8 protein-coding genes are annotated in these 8,371 nt (G+C 66.7%); 3 read left to right on the forward strand and 5 right to left on the reverse strand.

The window, feature by feature from the left end; translation table 11 throughout:
- The first annotated feature begins 5 nt into the window (after nucleotides 1–5).
- Nucleotides 6–1,607, forward strand: coding sequence for a hypothetical protein (locus AC1DIN_RS24270; protein ID WP_476811613.1), 1,602 nt, complete (start codon nucleotides 6–8; stop codon nucleotides 1,605–1,607).
- Nucleotides 1,541–2,233, forward strand: coding sequence for a hypothetical protein (locus AC1DIN_RS24275; RefSeq protein WP_476811614.1), 693 nt, complete (start codon nucleotides 1,541–1,543; stop codon nucleotides 2,231–2,233). The genes AC1DIN_RS24270 and AC1DIN_RS24275 overlap by 67 nt, the downstream gene beginning before the upstream one ends.
- A gap of 204 nt (nucleotides 2,234–2,437) precedes the next feature.
- Here AC1DIN_RS24275 and AC1DIN_RS24280 read toward each other — a convergent pair whose 3' ends face one another.
- A complete protein-coding gene (locus tag AC1DIN_RS24280; protein ID WP_476811615.1) occupies nucleotides 2,438–3,370 on the reverse strand; it encodes a helix-turn-helix domain-containing protein in 933 nt (310 codons plus the stop codon).
- A 193-nt stretch (nucleotides 3,371–3,563) separates the two neighbouring features.
- Between AC1DIN_RS24280 and AC1DIN_RS24285 the strand changes: the two genes are divergently transcribed.
- A complete protein-coding gene (locus AC1DIN_RS24285; RefSeq protein ID WP_476811616.1) occupies nucleotides 3,564–4,259 on the forward strand; it encodes a GntR family transcriptional regulator in 696 nt (231 codons plus the stop codon).
- A gap of 93 nt (nucleotides 4,260–4,352) precedes the next feature.
- Here the strand turns inward: AC1DIN_RS24285 and AC1DIN_RS24290 are convergent, their stop codons facing one another.
- The 4 genes from AC1DIN_RS24290 to AC1DIN_RS24305 all read right to left on the reverse strand — a co-directional run.
- Nucleotides 4,353–5,033, reverse strand: a complete 681-nt coding sequence (locus AC1DIN_RS24290; RefSeq protein ID WP_441472556.1) for a hydrolase — start codon at nucleotides 5,031–5,033, stop codon at nucleotides 4,353–4,355.
- A gap of 101 nt (nucleotides 5,034–5,134) precedes the next feature.
- On the reverse strand, nucleotides 5,135–6,766 hold the full coding sequence (locus tag AC1DIN_RS24295; protein ID WP_476811617.1) for an MFS transporter: 1,632 nt from the start codon (nucleotides 6,764–6,766) through the stop codon (nucleotides 5,135–5,137).
- Nucleotides 6,763–7,185 (reverse strand): DoxX family protein, encoded by a 423-nt coding sequence (locus AC1DIN_RS24300; RefSeq protein WP_476811618.1) that lies wholly within the window; start codon nucleotides 7,183–7,185, stop codon nucleotides 6,763–6,765. The genes AC1DIN_RS24295 and AC1DIN_RS24300 overlap by 4 nt, the downstream gene beginning before the upstream one ends.
- Nucleotide 7,186: 1 nt before the next feature.
- The coding region (locus tag AC1DIN_RS24305) for an amidohydrolase family protein (RefSeq protein ID WP_476811619.1) at nucleotides 7,187–8,371 on the reverse strand (1,185 nt) is incomplete at its 5' end.

An 8,371-nucleotide genomic window follows, 5' to 3' on the forward strand; every position in this document is an offset into this window, starting at 1 on the left:
GCCGGATGCGCCAGACCCTTAAGTCGCACCTCCGGAACACGGTCGCTCTTCTGTCGATAACCTGCATACTCGTCCCGCCGGCGGCGCCGGCTCTGGCCCAGGCAGGGCGGGCCGCGGCGTCGCGGCCCGCCGATGTGGCGCATGCTGACGCGGCCTGGCCTCGCCTGGTCGAGGATGCCGAGCGCAGCATCACCGTCTACCAGCCGCAGATCGAACGCTGGCAGGACGACACCCTGGACGCGCGTGCCGCCGTTGCGGTCGACAAACCCGGCACCAACGCGCAGACGCTGGGCGTCGTCTGGTTCAAGGCCCACACCGCGGTCGACCGGGAGAGCGACAGCGTGACGCTCGACAATATCCAGGTCGTAAAGGCGAGCTTCCCGTCCGATCCCGCCAATGCCGATGCCTACGCCGCGGCGCTCCGTCAGCATGCCGGCACCGGTCTGCGTACGATCTCGCTGGCCCGGTTGCAGGCGAGCCTCGCGGTCGCCGAGGCGGAGACGACGACCAAGGCCCTGCCCGTCAGGAACGATCCGCCGAAGATCATCTTCAGCGAAACACCCGCAATGCTGGTGCTGGTCGATGGCAAGCCGCAGCTGCGCCAGATCACCGGCAGCAAGCTCCTGCGCGTCATCAACACGCCGGCACTGATGCTGTTCGACGAGAGCGGCGCCACCTATTATCTGCGCGCGCTCAAGAAGTGGTGGTCGGCCAAGGAGCCCGATGGCAGCTGGTCCGTCGTCGCGAGCCCGCCCGCATCCCTGGCCGCGACCCTGAAATCGGCGGGTTCCCGCGCCAATCTGATGGATGAGGCGCCGCCCGAGATCGAGGAAACCGTCGAACGCGGCAACACGCCGAGAATAGACGTCAGCCTGCAGCCTACTGAACTCGTGCAGACAGCCGGCCAGCCGGAATATGCACCGATCCCGGCAACCCAGCTGCTTTACGTCAAGAACACCAGCAGCCAGATCATCGTCGATGTCAGCACCCAGGATCACTACGTCCTGATTTCAGGCCGGTGGTTCCGCTCTCCGTCGCTGGCGCAGGGGCCCTGGAGCTTCGTCGCGAGCGACAAACTGCCTGCCGATTTCGCCAAGATTCCCGAGAGCCACCCCAAGGGCGACGTGCTGGCTTCCGTCAGCGGCACGGTGCAGGCTCAGGAATCGCTGATCGACAACCAGATCCCGCAGACGGCCACGGTCGACCGCCGCAAGGCCAAGCCGAATGTCCAGGTCGACGGCAAGCCGGAGATGAAGCCGGTCCCCGGCACCAGCCTCGAATATGTCGTCAACGCCTCGGTTCCGGTGATCAGGGTCGGCAGCACCTATTATGCCATCGAGAACGGCGTCTGGTTCACCGCCGCCGGCCCCAACGGTCCCTGGCAGGTGGCCACCGAAGTCCCGCCGGCGATCTACACCATTCCGCCGGAATCCCCGCTGCATTACGTCACCTATGCCAAGGTCTACCGCTCGACCGCCGACACCGTCTATGTCGGCTATACGCCGGGCTATTACGGCACCGTGTCGCGCCGGGCGGGGTCGTGGTCTACGGCACCGGCTACTATTACCCGGCCTGGGTCGGGGACTTCTGGTACCCGGCGCCACTGACCTATGGCTATGGCGCAGCCTTCGCCTGGGGCGCCACGACGGGCTTTGCGATCGGCGCCATCGCCGGCGCTGCCTGGAGCGGCGGCGCCTGGGGACGGGGCTGGGGAGGATGGGGTTGGCACGGCGGCGGCAACGTCGTGATCAACAATTTCAACTTCAACAACGCCAACATCTACAATCGCTGGGGCAACAACACGGTGCGCACGCGCATCGACAACCGCGTCGGCGACCGGGTCAATGCCAACATCGGCAACCGGTTCGGAAACCAGGTCGGCAACAATCTGGGCAATCGGCTCGAAAGCCGCGCAGGCGAGCGGCTGGAGAGTCGCCCGGGCGGCCCAGGCCCCCGGAACAGCGTCAGCGACCTCAGGCAGAACCACCCGCGTGCCAACGACCTCTATGCCGGACGCGATGGCGAGGTGATGCGGCGCGGCGCGCAAGGCTGGCAGCAGCATCAGAACGGGCGTTGGTCCAATGCCGGAGGTGGCGATTTTCGCAACTTCGATCGTGAACAGGCTGCCCGCTTCAGGGGCGAACATCTGGAAGGCTTCCGCGGCGGGGGCGGGTTCGGCGGCGGGGGCTTCCACGGAGGCGGTGGCTTCCACGGCGGCGGCTTCCGTCGATAATTGATGTGCGTGAGGGCGCCCGGCTGATGGGCTCAGGTGTCGGCGCGAACCCCGCGCAACCCCTATGCTAGAGCACGCGCCGATTGGATCGCGCTTCGCCGGGATTGATCAGGAATCTGCAGCGGCGATCTCGGATTTGCCTCCAAGTATCGTCGGTTCGGCATAGCGAGGGGGCAACGGCAGGCTTTGCCTGATCCCCGACAGCTATTCGGCGTCGCTGCCCTGGAAGTTCCGGCGCCATGCGCCCGGCGTCCTGCCCGCAAGCTGGCGAAAGACGCGCGTGAAGTGGCTCTGGTCCCCGAAGCCGCACATCAACGCGATATCGGAGAGCGGCAGATGCTGCTGGACGAGATGCTTCTTCGCCTCCGACACCCGCAATTGCAGCAGATAGCGCTGGGGTGCCACACCGAGGCTTTGCCGAAACGCGCGGGCAAAATGGCTGGGCGTCAACCGGCACTCGCTCGCCACCTGTGCGATCGTCAGGTTCGACGCCAATCGTGCGGTCATGATCTCCCTGGCCCGGCGCTGCTGCCAGGCGGCAAGCCCTCCGTATCCAGCGGCGGCTTCGGCTTCGAGGCCGCCATAGGCGCGCGCAAAATGGACCAGGAGAGCCATCGCGATCTGATCGGTCAGAAGCTGATTCGCGCCGGGCAAAGCGGAGGCATGAACCAGCGCCTGCGACAGCCCCCACAGAATCTCGTCCGGGGCCTCGCCTTCCGAGCGCAATGTCGAAGCGGTGCGGCCTCCGTGCTGAGCGCCAATCAGCGCGAGCCCGTCGGCAGGAACATAGAACTGGAGAGCGTCGAAGCGGCCTCTGAACTGCCACTGCGGATCTTCACGCAAATCCACGACGTTCACGGATTTCGCGCGGAAGCGGCCTGAGCGATATCTCTGCCCCCCGAGCCAGCCGGAATGGCATTCGAGATCGTCGATTTGGCAGAGAATGGAGAACGCACCCTCGCTATGGGTCTGGCTTGTGCGCTCCCTGAAGCGGCGCCCGCAGGACAACCGCGTGGCAGCCAACCCCAACTGGCCGTCGAGATGAAACTCGGAGACGACCTCGCCCGGCATCCCGAAATGATCGGCGACGCGCTCGCCGAAAAAGCCCCTCGCGTCCCGTCCTGTCGACACTTGCATGAACGCCGCTCCTGGCAACGCCTGGGCCTGTCAAAGCCGCAGCCATCTTCACGTTAGTCGCCCTCGGATGCTGATCCCTCTCCCAGCCAAACTGGCGGTCGTACCTCGATCGTTTACATATAAGAATCGTGCATGATCGATGATCGACGGTCGTCAATAGCAAGAAAAGCGATAGGCTGAAAAGGGAGGCGTCATGGCCGGCAAGCCGCTTCTTACCCGCGTAGCGCTCGTCGATCAGGTGGCTGCTTTGCTCACGCAGCGCATCCTTGACCGTGTCTACGCCCCGGGTGCGAAGCTCAACATCGATGCGCTCGCACGCGAGCTGGAGGTGAGCTCCTCACCGATTCGTGAAGCGCTGACGCGGCTCTGCGGGCTCGGTCTGGTGGCATCGGTCTCCTTCACCGGCTTTTCGGTTGCGCCCGAACCTCCGCGCGCGTGGTTCGAGCAGCTCAAGGATTTCCGCATCCTCAACGAGGGCTTTGCCGCCCGACATCTTGCACGCACCCGGCAGGCAGAATCGATCATCGCGATGCGCGCCAGCATCGAAGCCATGGAGAGGAAGCTGTCCGAAGAAGGCGCCGACGACCACGACTATGTCAGCGCCAGCCGGCTCGACGAGACATTCCACGAGGCCATCCTCTCAGCCTCCGGCAACGCGATCCTCGCACAGGCCGTGCGCAATCTGCATCCGCATCTGCACCACGCCCGTCTGTTCAACAGCCGGCCGCACGACATCAAGCCCGTGCTCGACGAGCACCGGGCCATTCTGGATGCGATCGTCCGGGGCGACGAAGATGGTGCCGAAGCGGCCGTCGCACACCACCTGAACGTGTCCTGGCAACGCTACTGCGATGACGCGGCGCAGCAGCCCTCGCAGAAGGACACCTAGCTCGGCTTGATCATGTCGCGGGCGCAAGCGAGGTCGGCGCCATCATGGTGATGCCCCCGCGAGCAACCGCGGCGGCATCATCGCTCGCTCAGCTCACTTGGCGGCATTCGGCCCGATCGTCTCGCCATGGGTCACGCGCTCCGGCGCCTTGTGGACCATGGTGTAGGCGTAGTCGACGCCCATGCCGTAGGCGCCGGAATGCTCCTTCACGATCGCCATGACGGCATCATAGGTCTCGCGATGCGCCCAGTCGCGCTGCCATTCGAGCAGAACCTGCTGCCAGGTCACCGGCACCGCGCCAGCCTGAACCATGCGGTCCATGGCGTATTTATGCGCGTCGCTGGAGGTGCCGCCGGAGGCGTCCGCCACCATGTAGATCTCGTAGCCGCCCTCGAGCATGGCGCAGAGCGCGAAGGTGGTGTTGCAGACCTCGGTCCAGAGGCCGGAGACAACCACCTTCTTGCGGCCGTTGGCGGCGAGCGCATCCCGGACGTTCTGGTCGTCCCAGGAATTCATGGACGTCCGCTCCAGGATCTTGTTCTGAGGGAAGACCGCCAGCAGCTCCGGATAGGTATGACCGGAGAAGCTGTTCGTCTCGACCGTGGTGATCGTCGTGGGGATGTTGAAGGCCTTCGCAGCCTTGGCAAGGCCGACGACGTTGTTCTTCAGTACCTGCCGGTCGATCGACTGCACGCCGAACGCCATCTGCGGCTGCTGGTCGATGAAAATGAGCTGGCAGTTCTTCGGGGTCAGGACTTCCAGATACTTGGACATGTTGCTCTCCTTTGGGCGACCGGGTGAATGCTTGGCAACGCGTGGCGGGGCAATGATTTTGCGCAGGCGTCGCCCGTGCAGTCCGCGTCAGACGCAATCTCTCATGGCTCTGTTTCCCCTCGATGCTTCACCAGGCTCGGCGGCGGGTCGACGTGCAGGAAGTGTCGCACGACTGGGCCGCCCTCACCCGCATGGAAGCGCGCGACCTCCTTCTGCAGATCTGCATCGGCCTTGGAGACGCGGCGATGCTGGCGCAGATGCTCGGCCCAGGATGAGACCATGAACCACTCGACGAGCTTCTCCGGATCGGCCGTGTCCTCGGTGATGCCCCAGCCATAGGCGCCGTCGCGCCGCCGCTCGGCCGAGAGCGCGTTGATCGCGCGCAGGAACGCCTCGCGGTCGGCCGCCGGCACGCGGTACTCGATCAGGATCAGCACGGGGCCGCGATCGCTTTCGACCGTGGCGGCGGTGAGCGGCTCCGGCCAATGGTTGGATGGCGCGAGATCGGCCTCCCCGGCCGGCAGCTTGATCCGGTGCATGACCAGGCCGGCGACCAGCAGCGCGGCCGCGCCGATCAGCAGCGTGCCGCGGATGCCGGCCGCTTCCGCCACCGCGCCCCAGCCGAGGCTGCCGGCCGTCATCGCGCCGTTGAACACGGTCAGATAGACCGCGAGCGCCCGGCCGCGCACCCAGTTCGGCAGGATCGCCTGAGCCACGCCGTTGAGCGTCGTCAGCGCCACGATCCAGGCCGCGCCGAGCAGCAGCAGGATCATGACGGCGAGCCATTGCGGCGGCGAGAGCGTCAGCACCGCCATGACCAGCGCGGTCAGGACGGCCGAGAACAGCAGCAGCCCGTCGGCATCGAGCCGGGCGCGCAGGCGCGGCAGAAGGATGGCGCCGCCGATCGCCCCGGCGCCGACCGCGCCGAGCAGGATGCCGTAGAAGCCGGCGCCGCCGCCGAGCAGGTTGCGCGCGACCAGCGGCAGCAGCGCCCAGACCGCGCTGGCGCAGGCGAAGAAGATCGCCGCGCGCAACAGCACGACATGCAGTTCCCGGCTCGCCCTGGCATAGCGCAGCCCGGCCCGGAAGGCCCCGGCGAAACGTTCGCTCAGCGCATCGTCCGCGCCCGGCGCGCGGCGCCACCAGATCAGGGCGCCGATGACGATGACGTAGCTCAGCACGTCCGCGCCATAGGTGAAGCCCGCGCCGAAGGCGGCGAGGATCAACCCGCCCAGCGCCGGGCCGATGGCGCGGGAGATGTTGATGCCGAGCGAGTTCAGCGCCACCGCGCTCTTGAGGTCGGCCTTGCCGACGAGCTCGGGCACGATCGCCTGCCAGGTCGGCGCCATCAGCGCCGCGCCGACGCCGCCGAGGAAGGTCAGGCCGACCAGGGCGGGCACGCTGAGCTGCCCGGTTCCGGCCAGGAGCATGAGCGAGAGGCTGACGCAGCCGAGCAGGATCTGGATGGCGATCAGGAACTTGCGGCGGTCGAGGATGTCCGAGAGCACGCCGGCCGGGATGGCGAGCAGGAAGATCGGCAGCGTCGCCGCCGCCTGCACCAGCGCCACCGCCGCCGGCGCGCCGGAGAGGTCGGTGACCAGCCAGGCGCTGGCGACGTCGCGCATGAACGAGCCGATATTGCCGATGATCGTCGCCGCCCAGAGTACGGCGAAGACTTTCTGGCGCAGCGGCGCGAAGCCGGAGGACGCAGCCGGAGGTGAGGCGACGCTCATCGCGTGACTCCCTTGCGGGCGCGATCGTGGATCGCGACCAGGATGAAGCCGCCGATCAGTCCGAGATGCTCGAAGAAGCCGTTCATCGCCATCATCCGCCCCTGCCCTGCCGGCATCTCCCAGAAGCGCAAGGCGAGGAAGGTGGCAGCGAGCGTGAAGCCGGCGAGCGCCAGCGCCGCGAGCCCTCGCCAGCGACCCACCAGGATGAGCGCGCTCATGGCGAGCTCGAAGACGATGACGCCGACGGCGAAGAGCGGCGCCGGGAACAGACCGAAATGATCCATCTCGGCGACGGCGCCCGGAAAATCGAGGATCTTTGTCACCGGCCCCTGGATATAGGCCGCGCAGAGCAGCAGCAGCGCGCACCAGCGCAGCACGCCTGTTCGCGGCACCGCCGCCGATTGGTCGCTCCCGGCCATGTCACACCGCCCAGCAGGCGCAGCCGAGCGCGCCCCAGAAGCTGCGGAGGTCGCCGACTGGCAGCTTGCTCGACCAGGCGCCGGCATGGTCGTGGCCATGGACGTTGCAGGAACTGGCGCAGCCGCAGTTGGTCATGGCCGCCCGGCGCAGCGAGTTCTTGCCGGCGCCGTCAGGCTCGCCCCAGGCGGCGTAGCCCTTGAAGGTGCGCACCGGCGACCAGTCGGGCATCGCCGGCGGCGGGGCGCTCTCGTCGAGCCTCACGAAATCGCGGGCGCCATAGACGACCTTGCCGCCGACGACGGTGAGGTCGGCCGAGATATGCGAGATCTCGTCCTCCGGGCAGGCAAAGAAGTCGCGGTCGGGTACGATCAGATCGGCGAACTGGCCGACTGCGATCCGGCCCTTCTTGCCCTCCTCGTTCGAGAACCAGGTGACGTTCTCGGTCCACATCCTCAGCGCGGTCTCGCGGTCGAGGCAGTTGCGCTGCGGCGTGATCCGCAGGCCACCGACGGTCTTGCCGGTGACGAGCCAGGAGAGCGAGACCCAGGGGTTGTAGGAGGCGACGCGTGTGGCATCGGTGCCGGCCGAGGTCTTGATGCCCTTCTCCAGCATGCGCGCCACCGGCGGTGTCGCCTCGGCCGCAGCCGCGCCGTAGCGCTCGACGAAATACTCGCCCTGATAGGCCATGCGGTGCTGCACCGCGACGCCGCCGCCAAGCGCAGCGATGCGGTCGATCGAGCGCTCCGAGATCGTCTCGGCATGGTCGAAGAACCAGTTCAGCCCCTTGAGCGGAACGTCCTTGTCGACCTTCTCGAAGACGTCGAGCGCGCGCGAGATCGTCTCGTCATAGGTCGCGTGCAGGCGCCAGGGCCAGCGGTTCTCGGCGAGGATGCGCACGACACCTTCGAGATCGCCCTCCATCTCCGGCGGCATGTCGGGCCGCGGCTCGCGGAAATCCTCGAAATCGGCGGCGGAGAAGACGAGCATCTCGCCGGCGCCGTTGTGCCGGAAATAGTCGTTGCCCTGCTTGTATTTCGAGGTCTTCGTCCAGTTGAGGAAGTCGTCCTTCTCCTGCTTCGGCTTCTGCGTGAACAGGTTGTAGGCGAGGCGGATGGTGAGCTGGTTCTCGTCCGAGAGCTTCTGGATGACGGCGTAGTCGTCCGGGTAGTTCTGGAAGCCGCCGCC

The sequence above is a fragment of the Allobosea sp. 05T438 genome, from assembly GCF_056396025.1.